At 72.0% G+C, this 15,843-nt stretch carries 11 protein-coding genes; 5 read left to right on the top strand and 6 right to left on the bottom strand.

Annotated elements, in window-relative coordinates; translation table 11 throughout:
- The coding region (locus AN218_RS21195; RefSeq protein ID WP_079132417.1) for an acyltransferase at positions 1–728 on the bottom strand (728 nt) is incomplete at its 3' end.
- A gap of 57 nt (positions 729–785) precedes the next feature.
- Here AN218_RS21195 and AN218_RS21190 point away from each other — a divergent pair.
- Positions 786–1,328 (top strand): gamma carbonic anhydrase family protein, encoded by a 543-nt coding sequence (locus tag AN218_RS21190; RefSeq protein WP_070018483.1) that lies wholly within the window; start codon positions 786–788, stop codon positions 1,326–1,328.
- 44 nt (positions 1,329–1,372) lie between these two features.
- Here AN218_RS21190 and AN218_RS21185 read toward each other — a convergent pair whose 3' ends face one another.
- The 4 genes from AN218_RS21185 to tuf all read right to left on the bottom strand — a co-directional run bounded on the left by AN218_RS21185 (position 1,373) and on the right by tuf (position 5,005).
- Positions 1,373–2,059, bottom strand: coding sequence for a DedA family protein (locus AN218_RS21185; RefSeq protein ID WP_070018482.1), 687 nt, complete (start codon positions 2,057–2,059; stop codon positions 1,373–1,375).
- A gap of 185 nt (positions 2,060–2,244) precedes the next feature.
- Complete coding sequence (locus AN218_RS21180) at positions 2,245–2,700, bottom strand: DUF4442 domain-containing protein (RefSeq protein ID WP_070018481.1); 456 nt, start codon at positions 2,698–2,700, stop codon at positions 2,245–2,247.
- A gap of 128 nt (positions 2,701–2,828) precedes the next feature.
- Positions 2,829–3,677, bottom strand: a complete 849-nt coding sequence (locus AN218_RS21175; RefSeq protein ID WP_070018480.1) for a spermidine synthase — start codon at positions 3,675–3,677, stop codon at positions 2,829–2,831.
- Positions 3,678–3,829: 152 nt separating this feature from the next.
- Positions 3,830–5,005 (bottom strand): elongation factor Tu, encoded by a 1,176-nt coding sequence (gene tuf, locus AN218_RS21170; protein ID WP_070018479.1) that lies wholly within the window; start codon positions 5,003–5,005, stop codon positions 3,830–3,832.
- Positions 5,006–5,456: 451 nt separating this feature from the next.
- Here tuf and AN218_RS21165 point away from each other — a divergent pair, with 451 nt between their 5' ends.
- The 4 genes from AN218_RS21165 (at position 5,457) to AN218_RS21140 (ending at position 13,734) form a co-directional block, all read left to right on the top strand.
- The gene (locus AN218_RS21165) at positions 5,457–6,233 is read left to right on the top strand and encodes a TVP38/TMEM64 family protein (RefSeq protein WP_070018485.1); all 777 of its coding nucleotides are present in this window, start codon (positions 5,457–5,459) and stop codon (positions 6,231–6,233) included.
- Positions 6,234–6,357: 124 nt separating this feature from the next.
- Positions 6,358–7,248: an undecaprenyl-diphosphate phosphatase gene (locus AN218_RS21160; protein ID WP_070018478.1), complete on the top strand. Its 891-nt coding sequence runs from the start codon at positions 6,358–6,360 to the stop codon at positions 7,246–7,248.
- Positions 7,249–10,037: 2,789 nt separating this feature from the next.
- Positions 10,038–12,119 (top strand): bifunctional polysaccharide deacetylase/glycosyltransferase family 2 protein, encoded by a 2,082-nt coding sequence (locus tag AN218_RS21145; protein ID WP_070018475.1) that lies wholly within the window; start codon positions 10,038–10,040, stop codon positions 12,117–12,119.
- 46 nt (positions 12,120–12,165) lie between these two features.
- Positions 12,166–13,734: an LCP family glycopolymer transferase gene (locus tag AN218_RS21140; RefSeq protein ID WP_079132415.1), complete on the top strand. Its 1,569-nt coding sequence runs from the start codon at positions 12,166–12,168 to the stop codon at positions 13,732–13,734.
- A gap of 102 nt (positions 13,735–13,836) precedes the next feature.
- Here AN218_RS21140 and AN218_RS21135 read toward each other — a convergent pair whose 3' ends face one another.
- Positions 13,837–15,609: an IlvD/Edd family dehydratase gene (locus AN218_RS21135; protein WP_070018473.1), complete on the bottom strand. Its 1,773-nt coding sequence runs from the start codon at positions 15,607–15,609 to the stop codon at positions 13,837–13,839.
- Positions 15,610–15,843: the final 234 nt, after the last annotated feature.

Below are 15,843 nucleotides of genomic sequence, written 5' to 3'. Positions count from 1 at the left end.
GGCGCCGGGGTGCGCAGCGGCGGCTGCCAGCCCCGCTCCCCCTCCCAGCGGCGCACGATCCGCGCCGGCGCCCCCGCGACGACCGCGTGGCCGGGCACCTCCCCGCGTACGACCGCACCGGCGGCGACCACCACGTTCCGGCCCAGCCGTGCGCCGGGAAGAATCACCGCACCCGCGCCGAGCCAGCTTCCGCTGCCGATCTCGACCGCGGCGCTGCGCGGCCACTGCTTGCCGACGGGCTCATGCGGATCGTCGTAGGAGTGGTTGGTCGAGGTGACGTAGACGTACGGGCCGCAGTAGACGTCGTCGCCGAAGGTGACGGAGCCCTGCGCGTCCGCGATGACATGGCTTCCGCGTCCCAGGACGACGCCGTTGCCCAGGGTGAGCACGGTGTCCGGGCCGAGGTCCTGGTCCGGCAGCATCCCGGCGGCGAGGGTGACCTCCTGCCCGATGACGCAGTGGTCGCCCAGCTCGATCCAGGGCGTACCGAAGACGGTGCCCTGCGGGAAGGCCAGCCGCGTGCCGGTGCCGATGCGCCGGAAGGCGTGCGGTCCGGGCCGCTCGGCCGTGATGGCCCCCGCGTACTGCGCCCGGCGCCAGATGCCGTGCACCGCGCGGGACGCCAGCGCGGCGAGGAGGTTCCGGATGGATGGCACGCGGCCACGGTAGCCGCGCGGCGGGGCCTTCAGGGCCCGAGGGCCCTGTGATCTGGCGCCCACCCATCGCATACGGTTCACATGAGGGGCCGGTGCAGGTCCGGCCGGGAAGCGAGCGGGGAGAAGACGATGACGGAGCAGCGACCGGTGATCGCGGGAATCGGCGGCAGCGAGCCCAAGCTCGGTGAGGATTCGTACGCGGCGCCGACGTCCGTGGTCGTGGGAGACGTGACCCTGGAGGCGGGCTCCAGCGTCTGGTACGGGGCGGTGCTGCGCGGCGACTGCGATCTGATCAGGCTCGGCGAGGGCTCCAACATCCAGGACAACTGCACCGTCCACGCCGACCCCGGCTTCCCCACGCACATCGGCGCCGGCGTCTCTGTGGGGCACAACGCCGTGCTGCACGGCTGCACCGTGGAGGACGACGTCCTGGTCGGCATGAGCGCCACCGTCCTCAACGGCGCCCGCATCGGCTCCGGTTCGCTCGTCGCGGCGCACGCGCTCGTACCGCAGGGCATGCAGATCCCGCCCGGTTCGCTGGTGGCGGGGGTGCCCGCGAAGATCAAGCGGGAGCTGACGGACGAGGAGCGCGAGGGCATCAAGGCGAACGCCGCGATGTACCAGCACCTGGCCCGCAAGCACCGGGACGAGGTCACGCCCCGCGAGAGCTGAACCTCCGAGGGCCGCGCCGCGCCGCCGTGCGGCGTCCGTGGCCGTCAGTCGCCGCGGGCCGCGGAACCGGCGGGCTGCGCTTCCGCCGCGGTGCCGTCCGCGGCCTCGGCGGCGGCCCGTCCGGCGTCGGCCTTACGGGCGCGCCGTCGCATCACCAGCGTCGAGCCGATCCCGAAGAGCACCGCGAGGACGAGGCCCAGCCAGGAGAACCGCTTGAGCCAGGCCTCGGCGACGATGCCCACGTAGTAGATGACGGCTGTGGTGCCGCCCGCCCAGACGATGCCGCCGAGCACGTTCGCGATGAGGAACTTCCAGTACGGCATCCGCAGCACGCCCGCGAGCGGCCCGGCGAAGATCCGCAGCAGCGCGACGAAGCGGCCGAAGAAGACCGCCCACATCCCCCACCGCTCGAACGCCCGCTCCGCGGTGGCGACATGGTGCGGCCCGAAGTGCTTGGGGAACTTCCGCCCGAGCCAGACCAGCAGCGGTTTGCCGCCCTTGCGGCCGATGGCGTAGCCGATGGAGTCGCCGACGATCGCGCCCGTACTCGCGCAGGCGCCGAGGATCAGCGGGTCGATCTCGCCGTGCTGGGAGGCGAGAAGCGCGGAGCTGACGAGGACGATCTCACCGGGCAGCGGAATGCCCAGGCTCTCCAGCCCGATGACGACGCCGACCAGGAGGTAGACGCTCACGGCCGGCACGCTCTGGAGCAGCTCCTGGACCTCGTGCAACTGGACTTCCTCCCACCGGCGAACAGCGTGGGAGGCGTCGGTCGGCCGCTCCCGCGCACGCGCCCGTACGGCGCCGGACACGTGCCGGGCAGCCTACTCGATGCGGGGAAACACGGGACGGCACGGCGGACGGCCGCACCCGGCGCCGCCGCCCGGCCGTCGGCGTATGTCTCCGGCTGCCGCCCTCAGCCGTGGGGGCGCAGCGTCCAGACGATCGTCATCTCTCCCGTGACGACTCCGTCCTCGCGGGCGATGCGCACCTCGACGGGGAACTCGGGCCGCTTGCCCTCGTCCAGTTCCGCCAGCACCTCGGCGACGGGCCGGCCGATCTCCGCGGTCGCGGTCACGGCCCCCATGGCGAGCTTCTTGTAGCCGATCTCGGCCCGTACGGCCAGCGGGACGGCACGGTCGAGCTGGCCGCCGAAGGCCGCGAGGACGACGGCGCCGCTGGCGGACTCGGCGAGCGTGAACATGGCGCCGGCGTGCGGGCCGCCGACGTGGTTGTGGTACGCGCTCTGGTCGGGCAGCGAGACGACGGCGCGCTCGGCGCTGGTCTCGCTGAACTCGAGGCCGAGGGTGCGGACCATCGGGACGGTGTCCGCCATCATCTGGCCGATGGACGCGAGGGAGTCTGTTGGCATGGCCGTAAATTACCACTGGGTAACCACTCGCGGCCAGGGGCGTCTTGGGGCACGGCGCCGGGGACGGCGACGGCACGTGCGGTGGTGCGCCGACGGCTGCGCCGGGGCGCCGGGCGGCGGGCGGCGGGTCAGCCGATGGTGAAGGCCCCGTCCGGCGGCTCCGGCGAGGGCGCCGCGGCACCGTCTTGTACGGGCTCGGCCGCGCCGACGAGACGCTCCAGCGCCGGCCCGTGCACGACGCGGGCCGGGAAAGCGTCCGAGGCGGCACGGCGGGCGAGTTCGTCGACGGGCAGCAGCTCGCGGGAGGCGACGAGCACGATGTTGCCGAAGCGGCGCCCGCGCAGCACCGACGGCTCGGCCACCAGGCACATGTGCTCGAACACCGTGCGGAACGTGGCCACTTGGGAGGCGGCGAAGCGCAGCGGCGCGGCGTCGGCGACGTTGAGGAGGCACACGCCCCGCTCGCGCAGCACACGGCCGACGGCCCGGGCGTAGGAGACGGTGGTCAGATGCGCCGGTACGTGGACGCCGCCGTAGACGTCGGCGATCACGGCGTCGGCCGACGCGGCGGGCGAGGCGTCGAGCAACTCGCGGGCGTCCACGGCCGCGAGGGAGATCCCGGAGCCGGGCGGCAGCGGCAACCGCTCCTCGACGAAGGCGAGCAGGGCCGCGTCGCCCTCGGCGACCCGCTGACGCGAACCGGGCCGCGTGGCCGCCGCATAGCGCGCCAGTGTGAGGGCGCCGCCGCCCAAGTGCACGACGTCCAGGGGCTGTTGAGGAGGCGCGGCCAGATCCAGTACGTGGGCGACGCGGCGCGCGTACTCGAACTCCAGGTGGGTGGCGTCGAGCAGATCGACGTAGGACTGGGGCGTGCCGTCGACCGTGAGCAGCCAGCCGCCCTCACGGTCGATGTCGGGCAGCAGCTTGGCGGTGCCGCTGTCCACGGCACGCGTCACGGGTATCGGCTCGTTCTCCACCCGGCCATTGTGGGCCCGGTCCTGCCCGGTCCGGACGTGCGGGGCTCCCGCCTGCCGCACACCCGGACCGGGCCATTCCCCCCGCCGGTCATCTCCCACCGGACCCGCCGGACCCGCCGGTCACTCCCGGCGGGCGCTCCGCGCGCCGGTGTTCACACGTCGCCGACGCGGGTGACCGTGCCCGCACCGACGGTCCGGCCGCCCTCGCGTACGGCGAAGCCGAGCCCTTCCTCCAGCGGCACCTCCTGCCCCAACTCCACGTCGAGGGAGACGGTTTCGCCGGGCAGGGCGACGCCGTCGGCCCCGAGGGAGACCTCGCCCACGACGTCCGCCGTACGCAGATAGAACTGCGGCCGGTAGCCGCTGTGCACCGGGGTGCGGCGGCCGCCGTCCGCCGTGGCGAGCAGCCGTACCCGCGCACCGAAGCGCCGCCGCGGCGTGAGGCTGCCGGGCAGGGCGACGATGTGACCGCGCCGCACCGCGTCCCTCGGGACGCCGCGCAGCAGCAGCGCCACGCTGTCCCCGGCCTGCGCCTCCTCCATCGGCTTGCCGAAGGTCTCCACACCGGTCACCACGGTCTCGACGCCGGCGCCGACCACCTCCGCCTTGTCGCCGACGGCCACCGTGCCGCGCTCGACGGCACCGGTGACGACCGTGCCGCGTCCGGTGATCGTCAGCACGTTCTCCACCGGCAGCAGGAAGGGTGCGTCGAGATACCGCTCCGGTACGGGGACATAGGTGTCCACCGCGTCGAGCAGCGCCTCGATCGCTCCCGTCCAGCGCGGGTCGCCCTCCAGCGCACGCAGCCCGGAGACCCGTACGACGGGGAGGCTGTCCCCGGCGTAGCCGTGCGCGCTGAGCAGTTCGCGCACCTCCAGCTCGACGAGTTCGGTCAGCTCCTCCTCGCCCGCGTCCGCCTTGTTGAGGGCGACGACGACGTGCTCGACGCCCACCTGCCGTGCGAGCAGCACGTGTTCGGCGGTCTGCGGCATCACGCCGTCGACGGCGGAGACCACGAGGATCGCGCCGTCGAGCTGCGCGGCGCCGGTCACCATATTCTTGACGAAATCCGCGTGCCCCGGCATGTCGACGTGGGCGTAGTGCCTGGTCTGCGTCTCGTACTCGACGTGCGCGATGGTGATCGTGATGCCGCGCGCCGCCTCCTCGGGCGCCTTGTCGATGCGGTCGAACGGTACGAAGCTGCCGCTGCCGCGGTCGCTGAGGACCTTGGTGATGGCGGCGGTGAGCGTCGTCTTGCCGTGGTCGACGTGCCCCATGGTGCCGATGTTGAGATGCGGCTTGGTGCGCACGTACGCCTGCTTGGCCATGTCCCTGGTACTTCCTCGTCTGCTGCGCGCCGCATGCGGCGCTGCGGGAACGGGACCCCTCGATCCGGCCGACCCTCCCCCTGCGGGGTCCTCGGTGCGATCCGGGAAGGGTCAGCTTCGGGCGCCGGCGGCGGCAGCGGTGGCGCCGGCCAGGCCGGCGGGCGAGGAATCGGCAGCCCCGAGCAGGCCCGCTGCCGCGGGCCGTGCCGAGTGAAGGGTCTGCCGGAACATGCGAACGATGCTGGCGCCTCAACAGCCGTACGTCACCTGATTTTTCTCGCGTACGGGCGCGCGTGAGGGGGCGTTCGCCGCCCGTCCGCGAAGCCCCCGCTGAGCAGGGGCGCCGGGCCGCGGCGGGCCGGGTTTCCGCGCAGGGATCGTGACGGTTCTGCGGACGAGTCATGTCGCTCTCGCCCGGCGGGCGGCCATGTACGTCGGTTACGCTCGCCGCGTGTCCGTCCCCTCCACGCGGCAGTCAGACGGTCCCCCCACCCGCCTGGCACAGACGCTGCTCTCCCCGAGGTGCCGGCTCGCGGCGCTGCTGGTGCTGCTGTGCGCCGCGGGGATATCGATGCTGGTGTACGAGCCGCAGCAGTACGTCACCGAGGGGATGCCCGCACATCTCTCGGGCGGCCTCGCGGGCGTGCTGTTCACAGTGGCGTACGGGCTGTGCACCGCGGCGTTCGTCCCGCGGCCCGTACTGAACGTCGCCGCGGGTGCGCTCTTCGGCACCCAGGCCGGGACGGTCGCCGCCGTCGTCGGCACGGTCATCGGCTCCGGTCTGGCCTTCGGGCTCGGGCGGGTGCTGGGCCAGGACGCGCTGCGCCCGCTGCTGCGGGCACGCTGGCTGACCGCGGCCGACCGGCAGCTCAGCCGCCACGGGTTCCGCTCGATGCTCTTCATCAGACTGCTGCCGGGCGTCCCCTTCGCCGCCTCCAACTACGGCGCCGCCGTCTCCCGCATGGGATGGACGGCCTTTCTGACCGCGACGGCCGTGGGCGTCGTCCCCAACACCGCGGCCTACGTCGTCGCTGGCAGCCACGCCACGGCACCCACCTCGCCCGTCTTCCTCGCCGCCTTCGGCTTCATCGCGCTCTCCGGTCTCGGCGGTGCCGTGCTGGCCTGGCGCAAGCGGGCGCTGCTCCGCGGCGGTGCGCCGGCGGAGACGCCGACGGCGGCGCGGGAGGCCCCTGATGCGGCCCACCGGGAGCGCGTCCCGTACCCGTGACCTGCCTCTGATCTGCCCCCGCTCCGCCCCCTCGGACCCGTACCGGGCCCCGTCCGGGACGTCATGCGGATGGCTGTAGTGTGCTGCGCGTGATCAGTGCCGGGGCGAGGACGGGTGCGCGCAGATGTCTTGGTTCGAATCGTTCATTCTCGGGCTCGTCCAGGGACTGACCGAGTTCCTGCCGATCTCCTCCAGCGCCCATCTGCGGCTCACCGCGGCCTTCGCCGGCTGGCACGACCCCGGGGCCGCCTTCACCGCCGTCACCCAGATCGGCACCGAGGCCGCGGTCATCATCTACTTCCGCAAGGACATCGGACGGATCCTCTCCGCCTGGTTCCGCTCCCTCGTCGACCGCGGGATGCGGCGCGACCACGACGCGCAGCTCGGCTGGCTGGTGATCGTCGGCTCGATCCCGATCGGCGTACTGGGGCTGGCGTTCAAGGACCAGATCGAGGGGCCGTTCCGTGATCTGCGGCTGATCGCGACGACGTTGATCGTCCTCGGTGTCATCCTCGGCGTCGCCGACCGGCTCGCCGCGCGCGACGCCGGTCCGCGGCAGGGCCGGCACGGGCGTCCGCGGAAGACGATCGCGGAGCTGAACGTCAAGGACGGTCTGCTCTACGGCTGCGCCCAGGCGCTCGCGCTGGTGCCCGGCGTCTCGCGCTCGGGCGCCACCATCAGCGGCGGCCTCTTCATGGGCTACACCCGTGAGGCCGCGGCCCGCTATTCGTTCCTGCTCGCGATCCCCGCCGTACTGGCCTCCGGCGCACTGGAGTTGACGGAGATCGGCGAGGGCCATGTCTCGTGGGGGCCGACGATCTTCGCGACGGTCCTCGCCTTCGTGGTGGCGTACGCGGTGATCGCCTGGTTCATGCAGTACATCTCCACCCGCAGTTTCATGCCCTTCGTGATCTACCGGGTGCTGCTGGGGGTCGCCATCCTCGCGCTGGTCGCGCTGGGTGTCCTCAGCCCGGACCAGGGCGCTCCACCCGGCGGAGGCGTCTCCTCCGGGTGAGCGGGACGCCGCCGTACGTAGCACCTGTGGTGCACGAGAGCCCGGCTGTGTACTCCTGAGGCCGTAGGCGAGGACTCACCCGGCGGACGAGGACAGGCGGCGCCGGGCGAGGCATCGTTGACGGTATGAACCGGATGTGGACATTCCGCACGGATCGTCCGTGAACGCACTGCTGGCAGCGGTGCTGCTGTCGCTCGTCTCGGCCGTCTGCTACGCCACGGCGGCCATCGTCCAGGAGCGCATCGCGGCCACGACACCACCCAGCCGGTACGGGCTGCTGCGCTCGCCGCGCTGGTGGGGAGCGGTCGCGCTGAACAGCCTCGGGGCGCTGCTGCACGTGGGGGCGCTGGGCCTGGGGCCGCTCACCGTCGTACAGCCGCTGGGCGTGCTGACCCTGGTGCTGGCGCCGCCGCTCGCGGCCGTGCTCGTCAGCCGGCCGGTGAGCGCGACGGCCTGGCGCGGGATCGTGATCGTCTCCGGCGGGCTGGCCGTGCTGCTGGTGCTCACCGGGTCCGCTCCCGTGCACGGGCTCGGCGGGGCGGGGCAGATCACGCTGGCCGCCGCGGTCGCCGGGCTGCTCGCGCTGCTGGTGACGACGGCGACGACGGTCGGGCGGCGGGCGCGGATGCTGCGGTCCGTCGCGCTCGCGGGGGCGGCGGGCGTGGCCTACGGCGCCGCGTCGGTGTTCATCAAGACCGTCGCCGACACCTGGACCCTCTCGCTCTCCGGTCTGTGGAGCGCGGCGCCGCTGCTGATCCTCATCGGTCTGCTCGCGGCGGGCGGGCTCGCGGCCTCGCAGTCCTCCTACCGCGGCGGCGGGCTGGCGGCGCCGCTGGCGNGCGGCGCCGCTGGCGACGATGACGGTGGTGAACCCGGCCTTCGCGGCGGCCGTCGGCATCGTGCTGCTCGGCGAGGGCTTCCGGTTCGGGGCGGCGGGCGCGGTGGGGGCGCTGATCGCGGGCGCGGTCACCGCGTGGGGACTGATCGTGCTGTCGGCGGACACGGCGGGCCATCCCGTACGGCGGCCCGTGGCGCGGGTGGTGGCCGGTTCCGGGCGGCGGGACGGGGCGTTGACGCGGGCGCGGAAGCGGGCCCGTATGCGCGCACGCACACGGGAGCAGACGCGGGAGCGGGCGCGGACGGCGGCGGGGGCCAGGCGCTTCCCCGTGGAGGGGCCGGGTCCGGTCGTCGTACGGGCGCCGGGACGGCTGTCCGGAGCGGTGCACCAGGCGGTGGTGCGCATGCCGTCCGTACGGCCGCATCCGCGCAGGAAGCCTCCGCGGCGCTGACCGGTTCGCCCGTCTGCGGTGCCAACAGCGCGTCGGCGTACGGGACTTCGGGGAGCGGCACGGCGCGGCACCGGGCGGCGCCCGTCAACTCTCCGTATACGGGCGGGTGTTCGCCGCCGGTGCGGCACGGCGCCCGCCGGGTCCCCCACAGCCGGAACGGCCGGTGCGGGAGCAGAACGCGGACGGCGCACCGAGCGGCCGTCGCGCCTTCGGCGGCACCCGCCGACTCCCGGTGTTTCCCCGTGCGTTCACCCCCGGCAGCTCTCCCGTCGCCGCGGCGGCTTCGCGCAGCTCCGGGCGACGCGGCGGGCACAGAATCTTTACATCGTGTTCATATCGGCGAGCGCCCGCGATGAACAACAACGGAGCCGGTGCGGAATGTCGTGTTTCAGCGGAAGAGGGCTCTTCTTCTGGCTCATGCAATTCGTCATTCCATGACGGAAACCAAAAGGCATTTCCGCAAGGGCGGTTACGCGTCGTATTCGCAAGTTCCCTGCGGAATTCTGCCCGGAGCCGCAGCTATACATGGTGAGGGTGACCGACCGGTATGGAGCGGCCGGATCCAGCCAACCTCGCCCCGCACGACGGCCGATTCACATCGGACCGCCCCGGCGACAAAACCGGTGAAAGGTGCGGAACGACCAGCTTCGCGTATGCGCTTCCGTAGCTGACGGTGCGTCGGACCGGCCTTGCAGCTACGCGCATCAACTCCGCCCCCACCAGCGGTTTTCCCACCCCGGCAACCTCCCCGAAACGGGCCGTGTACCCCCGTCGTAACCCCGTCCGCGTACACGACGTGACAGGACGGGGCGGATTTCCACGCCAACTGTCCTCAGCGCGTCCCTGCGGTGAGGACAAGCCCTTCCCTGCGCAGTCCGCGTACACCGCCGCCCGCGACCGGCATCATGCGGTGAGGGGAACCGGGGGGAGACCTGTACTCCGATCAAGAGTGGTGAACCATGAGATTGAGAAGGCTGCTCAGCGAACCCCGGGCGAGGGCGACACAGTTCACAGGTGGATTACTGAATCTTTCCGGGTCGCCCGCGTTCTCGGCTGGCTACACTCACGCCCCATGCGATCCATGAACCACAGCCGTCGGAGGCGTGCAGACGAGAATCACCCGATATTCATTGCCAGTTCAGGTCGGCGGAGACGACTCGTCCGATATGCGGCAGTGACCGTCGGGTGCGCCTGCACCGGGTACATGGCGCTCTTCGTAGCAGTGTTCGGTGGCGTCCAGGACCCCGTGGGGGATCAACCCCCGCGCATGGACAAGCCACTGCCCAGCAGCTCCCCACAGGACGACTCCGATGTACCGGCGGGTGCACACTTCCCGGCCCGCTCAGCCTCCCCCCACAACTCGTCCTCCCCCCACGACCCTTCGGCCTCGACCAGGCCCGACCGTAAGACCACACCCCCCACCCCCTACAGCCGGCGCGACCCCGCACGGACCACCCCCACGCCAGCCAATGCTTCGGCCCGTCCCGGCGGCGCGACAAGGTGAGCCGGCACGCGCTGCGCCGAGACCCCAGGGGGCACTGGCTGCTGCTGGTGCTCTTCCTTCCCGTGGTCACCGCCGCCCTCCTCTTCGAGGGCTGGACGAACCACGAGGTCGACGCCGCACGCACCAAGGCCCCCTGCACCACCCCGATTCCGCGTGCCGCGGACAACGGGGACCCGGTGCTGCGTCTCGACGGCGACAAAGTCGAGACCGCGTCCATGCCGGCCCGTACCGCCGCACTGACCTTCAACGGCGGTCCGGACCCGGCGTGGACGCCGCGCATCCTGGACCTCCTGCGCCGCCACCACGCCAAGGCCACCTTCTTCGTCTACGGATCGCAGGCCACCCGCCACCCCGAACTGGTGCGGCGCATCCGTGCCGAGGGACACGAGATCGGCTCCTACACCTACACGGGCGGTGATCTGGGCGTCGCCTCCCCCGTCCGCGCCCAGATGGAGCTCTCCCTCACCCAGACCGCGCTGGCGGGCACCGCCGGCGTCAACACGGGCCTGCTGCGCCTGCCGCACACCAAGGCCGCGGACACCATGTGCGGCAAGGAGTGGACGGCGGCGCAGAAGAGCGCGAAGCAGGGCTATCTGCTGGTCGCCATCGACAAGAAGTCCCGTAAGCCCTCGCAGGGCGTGATCCGGCAGTACAGCCACACGGATCTGGGTTATCACGAAGCTGAGCATCTCCTCCGGAACCGGAACGTGAAGAGGTTCACCACCGTCACAGGAGGGCTGGGACAGCAGTCCCCGATGTCGACGGTGACCGCGGCCGAACGGCTGCGGGGTGAGGGGCTGATATGGGCGCGCACCCTGGGCCGCTTCTTCACCGGCGCCATGGCCTGGGGCCTGGGCGTCGCCGGTGCCCTCGGCGTGCTGCGGCTGCTGATGCTCGTCCTCTTCGCCCGCGTCCACATGCGGCGGCTGCAGAGATTCCGTCCCGGGGCGCCGTGGCTGCGGGAGGTCGACGAGCCGGTGACGGTCCTCGTCCCCGCGCACAACGAGGAGGCGGGGATCGAGGCCACGGTGCGTTCACTGCTGGCCTCGACGCATCCCTATCTCCAGGTGATCGTCATCGACGACGGCTCCACGGACCGCACCGCGCAGATCGCCGAGGGCATCCGCGACCCCCGGGTGACGGTCATCCGCCAGCCCAACCGGGGGAAGCCGGGAGCGCTCAACACCGGTCTGGGCTACGCGCGTCACGAGATCGTCGTGATGGTCGACGCGGACACGGTCTTCGAACCGGACGCCCTCTTCCGTCTCATCCAGCCGCTCGCCCACCCGGCGATCGGCGCGGTGAGCGGCAACACCAAGGTGGGCAACAGGACGGGTCTGCTGGGCAGATGGCAGCACCTGGAGTACGTCTTCGGCTTCAACCTCGACCGCCGCATGTTCGAGGTGCTGGAGTGCATGCCGACGGTGCCCGGCGCCATCGGCGCCTTCCGCCGGGACGCACTGATGGGCATCGGCGGCGTCAGCGACGACACCCTCGCCGAGGACACCGATCTGACGATGGCGCTGTGGCGGGCCGGCTGGCGCGTCGTCTACGAGGAGTCGGCCATCGCGTGGACGGAAGTACCCAGCAGCCTGGGCCAGTTGTGGCGCCAGCGCTACCGCTGGTGCTACGGCACGCTCCAGTCGATGTGGAAGCACCGGCGCGCGGTGCTGGAGGTCGGACCCGCGGGCCGCTTCGGCCGCCGAGGGCTCAGTTATCTGGCGCTCTTCCAGATCACGCTGCCGCTCTTCGCGCCCGTCGTCGACGTTTTCTTCCTCTACGGCGTCATCTTCCGCGACCCGACCGAAGCTGTGGGAGTCTGGCTCGGCTTCATGGCCGTCCAGATGGTCACGGCCGCCTACGCCCTGAAGCTGGACAACGAACCGAAACGGGAGCTGTGGGCACTGCCGCTTCAGCTCTTCGTCTACCGGCAGTTGCTGTACCTGGTGATCATCCAGTCGGTGGTGACCGCCATGCTCGGCAACAGGCTCAAGTGGCAGCGCATGAGCAGGACGGGCACGGCCGACGAGTACCTGCTCAGCGAGCCCGTACAGCGCAAGAGCCTGATGACGAAGTGAACGAGTGCACCTGACCGAAGCGAAGTGATCGAGGGAGAGTTCGACCATGAGGGACCCACTTGACCAGTGGGCCGAGGGCGAGACGCCGCAGGCGTTTCCGGGGGATTCTCCAGGCCACACCGCGGAGTTGGCCGGTGAGTGGAGGTCCCACGGACCCGAGGGCTCCAGCGCGCACGGCTGGTCCGGGACGGGGCAGGGCTGGGCCGTCTCCGATCCGGTGAACGTCCGCGGCCCGTCGCGGTACACCGACGGGGACCAGCCGCTGCGTCCGTCCTGGGAGACCCGGGAGACGATCAGGGGCGAGGTGGCCGGGTCGCGTACGGAGCCGGCGGGGCGCCGCACCGCGCCTCCCCCGCAGTCGCCCGCGCCCCCGCCGGGCGTCCGTCCGCAGGGGCCCGGGCACCCTCAGCATCCCGGCAGACCCGGTCCGCCCGTGGGGACGGGCGGACACGGCGGCGGCATGGGCGGACCCGGCGGACCGGGCGGACCGGGAGGGCCCGGCGGTCCTCAAGGTCCCGGCGGCCCGGGAGGACACGGCGGCGGCATGGGCGGCGGTCCTCCCTCCCGCGAGAACAACTCCCGCTTCGGGCCCACTCCCCCGCGCACCCCGAAGCCCCCCAAGCCCCGGCGTCCGCTGCGGCGTGCCGTGGTGCTGCTGGTGGTGACGGTCCTCGTCGGTTCGGGCGGCACCTTCGCCTGGGCCGAGACGAAGCTCCAACGGGACGTGGATCTGAACAAGTTCAGCGGCCGTCCCGCGTCCGGCAAGGGCACCAACTACCTGATCGTCGGCTCCGACAGCCGTGAGGGGCTCTCCGCGGAGGACCGCAAGAAGCTGAAGACCGGTGTCTTCGGCGGCCGCCGTACGGACTCGATGATCCTCATGCACAAGGGCGCACACGGCACCACGATGATGAGCCTCCCCCGCGACTCGTGGGTGACCGTCCCCGGCTACAAGCGCCCGTCCACCGGCAAGACCTCCAAGCCGGCGAAGAACAAGCTCAACGCGGCGTTCTCGATAGGCGGCCCGGAGCTGCTGATAGCGACCATCGAGCACAACACCGGGCTGCACATCGACCATTACGCCGAGATCGGGTTCGCCGGGTTCGTCAACATCGTCGACGCCGTGGGCGGCGTCCCGATGTGCATCGAGCGCGACATCAAGGACGAGGACTCCGGCGCCGACCTGCGCAAGGGCTGCCAGACGCTGGACGGCGCGCAGGCCCTCGCCTTCGTACGCCAGCGCCACCAGGAGAAGGAGGGCGACCTCGGGCGTACGCAGAACCAGCAGAAGTTCCTCTCCGCGCTGGCGCACAAGGCGACGTCGCCGCGCACGATGCTCAATCCGTCCGACATGTACCCGGCGCTCAGCGCGGGCCTGGACACCCTCATCGTGGACGACTCGATGAGCATGAAGGCTCTGACGACGATGTTCCGTTCGGTGCAGGGCGTCTCGAAGGGCGGCGGGAAGCAGGTCAACGTGCCCACGGCGGGCGGCATCGCGACGTCGAAGGGCAGCGCGCTGCGCTGGAACACCGTGCAGGCGAAGAAGCTCTTCGACCAGCTCAAGAACGACCGGCCGGTGACCCTTCCCCCGAAGAAGCCGGCCAGGCGCTGAGCCGGGCACGGCGCACGGAGGGCGGGCCGCCGTCGACGGCCCGCCCCCTGCGGCCCGTTCGGCACCGGCCCCGCCGGCGGTGTCGGCGGTGTGTCAGCGGTGTCAGTGCGAGTGGCGCGGTACGCCGCTGCCGCTGCCGCCCGTGAGGAAGTCCAGGTCCGCGCCGCGGTCGGCCTGCATCACATGCTCGGTGTACAGCTTCGCCCAGCCGCGCCGCGCACTCCGTCCCGCGCCGCCCTCTCCCCCGCCTGCGCCGTCTCCGGAGGCGGTCTGCCGGGCCAACTCATCTGCGCGCGACGCGAGTTCGGCCTCGTCCACGCACAGGTCCAACCGCCTCCCGGGCACGTCCAGTTCGACGGTGTCTCCCGTACGCACGAGCGCCAGCGGCCCGCCGACGGCCGACTCGGGCGCGACGTGCAGCACACAGGTGCCGTATCCCGTACCGCTCATCCGCGCGTCGCTGATCCGCACCAGATCCTCGACGCCGGCCTCCAACAGCACCTTCGGCACAGGGACGTTGCCCACCTCGGGGAAGCCCGGATAGCCCTTGGGCCCGGCGCCGCGCACCACGAGGACGGTCGAGGAGTCCACCGGCAGCGCGGGATCGTCGGCCGCCGCCGTGTACTCCTCGACGGTGTCGAAGACGAGGGCGCGTCCGCGGTGGGTGAGCAGCCGCGGATCGGCCGCGGACACCTTCAGCACCGCACCGTCGGGACACAGGCTGCCGTGCAGCACGGCCGTCCCGGCGCCCGCCGGCATAAACGGTTCGGCCACGGTGCGGATGACCTCGCGGTCGTAGCACTCCGCCCCGGCGGTCTCCTCCCCGACGGTCCGGCCGGTGACGGTGACGCATCCGCGGTGGATCAGATCGCCCAACTCCCGTATGACGACGGGCAGTCCGCCCGCGTAGTAGAAGTCCTCCATCAGGAAGCGGCCGGAGGGCACCATGTCGGCGAGCACCGGGACCTCGGCTGTCAGCCGGTCGAACTCGGCCAGTTCCAGGGGGACTTCGACGCGTCCGGCCAGGGCCAGCAGATGGACGACGGCGTTGGTCGAGCCGCCGAGCGCGGCGTTCACCCGGATCGCGTTCTCGAACGCCTCGCGCGTGAGCACCCGCGAGGGCCGCAGATCCTCCTCGACGAGCTGCACGGCCCGCCGTCCGGACGCCTGCGCCAGCGCGTAACGCCGGGCGTCCACCGCCGGGATGGCCGCGCCGCCGGAGGGCTGCATGCCCAGCGCCTCGGCCATGCACGCCATCGTGGAGGCGGTGCCCATCGTCATGCAGTGGCCGCGGCTGCGCGACATACAGCCCTCGGCCTCGCGCAGGTCCTCCTCCGTGAGCTTCCCGGCGCGCATCTCCTCGCTGAGCTTCCACACGGCGGTGCCCGAACCGATGTCCCTGCCGCGGAACTTGCCGTTGAGCATCGGTCCGCCGGTGACCATCAGCGCCGGGATGTCGACGCTCGCGGCGCCCATGAGCATCGCGGGGGTGGTCTTGTCGCAGCCGGAGAGCAGCACGACGCCGTCGAGGGGGTTGGCCCGCAGGGTCTCCTCGACCTCCATGGCCATCAGATTGCGGTAGAGCATCGTGGTGGGACGCATCAGCGGTTCGCCGAGCGACATGGACGGGAACTCCAGCGGCAGTCCGCCCGCCTCCCACACGCCGCGCTTGACCGCCTCGGCCACGTCGCGCAAGTGGGCGTTGCAGGGCGTGAGTTCGGACCAGCTGTTGCCGATGCCGATGACGGGCCGCCCGTCGAAGACCTCCGGTCCGAACCCCTGGTTGCGCATCCAGGAGCGGTGGATGAAGCCGTTGCGTCCCTCCGCCGCGAACCAGGCCGAACTGCGCCGCGCAGGCGGGTCGTTGGTGCTCATGGTCGCTCCCTGGTGCTGGTCGTCTGGGTACCGGCCCCGTACCTGCTCCGTCCGCCCCCGCGTTCCACGACGATCTTGGGCCGCGGCTCCCGGCGCGGTCAACGGTGACGACGGCCCGTCCCGTGTGCCGGTTCGGCGCCGTGGTGCGCGGCTGGCGCCCGTCGCGCTCCGCGCGCCCTGCGGCCCGTCAGTGCCCGGAGCCGCCCGTGCCGCCCCGGCCCAGCGGCGGCGGGG

It is taken from the genome of Streptomyces nanshensis, from assembly GCF_001751255.1.
GTDB lineage: Bacteria > Actinomycetota > Actinomycetes > Streptomycetales > Streptomycetaceae > Streptomyces > Streptomyces nanshensis_A.
Note: the sequence above shows the minus strand (reverse complement) of the source record. Positions and strands in the feature narration are given on the sequence as shown.